This is a genomic window from Streptomyces sp. NPDC087420 (assembly GCF_044744165.1).
In the GTDB taxonomy this organism is placed as follows: domain Bacteria; phylum Actinomycetota; class Actinomycetes; order Streptomycetales; family Streptomycetaceae; genus Streptomyces.
In genome coordinates, this window is record NZ_JBIUXU010000044.1 from 1 (window position 1) to 1,148 (window position 1,148).

Sequence of the window (1,148 nt, forward strand, 5' to 3'; positions counted from 1 at the left end):
CTAGTGTCCTGAGTCGGTAATTCGTCGGCAGTACGAGGCGAGGGATTCGAGGATCTGGTCGGCGGTCTTGGTCCAGATGAACGGCTTGGGGTCTTCGTTCCATGAGTCGATCCAGGTGCGGATGTCCTTCTCCAGTGTCTGGACCGACTTGTGGACCCCTCGCCGTATTTGCTTGTTCGTCAGCTCGGCGAACCATCGCTCGACCAGGTTCAGCCAGGACGAGCCGGTGGGTGTGAAGTGCATGTGGAACCTGGGATGCGCCAGCAGCCATTTCTTGACCGCCGCGGTCTTGTGGGTTGCGTAGTTGTCGCAGATCAAGTGGACCTGGAGCCCGGCGGGGATCTCCTTGTCGAGCTTGTTCAGGAACTTTCTGAACTCCTCGGCCCGGTGCCGGCGGTGGAGGGACCCGATCACCTTGCCGGTGGCTGCGTCGAAGGCCGCGAACAGGGTGGTGGTGCCGGCGCGGACGTAGTCGTGACTGGCCCGCTCGGGCACCCCGGGCATCATCGGCAGCACCGGCTGGGACCGGTCCAGTGCCTGGATCTGCGACTTCTCGTCCACACAGAGGACCAGCGCCCGTTCCGGCGGATCGAGGTACAACCCCACCACGTCATGGACCTTGTCGACGAAGAACGGGTCCGTGGACAGCTTGAATGTCCCGGACCGGTGCGGCTGCAGGCCGAAAGCCCGCCACACCCGCGAAACGGTCGACTGCGACAGCCCGGTCTTCCTCGCCATCGACCGGGTCGACCAGTGCGTGGCGTTCTCCGGCTTCGACTCCAGCGTCCGGGCGATCAGATCGGCAACCTGCTCGTCCATCACCGTGCGGGGCCGACCCGGACGTGGCTCGTCCGACAACCCGTCGAGACGGTCCGCCAGGAAACGCTGACGCCATTTCGAGACGGTGTCGCGGGACACCCCGACCCGCTCCATCACCACGCGCGTCGACACGGGGAAACCGTCTTCCCCGACCTCGTCGCAGGCCAGGACCACCCGGGCCCGCATCGCCATGTCCTGCGCGGCCTTACGCCGCCGCACCCAACCCTCCAACACCGATCGCTCAGCATCAGTCAGATCCAACGGCGCAAGCTTCGGTCCCGGACGTACCATGACCCAACTATACGGGAATTTAAGACTCAGGATACTAG

Annotated in this window: 1 protein-coding gene; it reads right to left on the reverse strand. The window is 64.5% G+C overall.

The features are described 5' to 3' along the window. Nucleotides 1-1,110: an IS630 family transposase gene (locus ACIO1C_RS35935; RefSeq protein WP_401872030.1), complete on the reverse strand. Its 1,110-nt coding sequence runs from the start codon at nt 1,108-1,110 to the stop codon at nt 1-3. Nucleotides 1,111-1,148 lie beyond the last annotated feature (38 nt).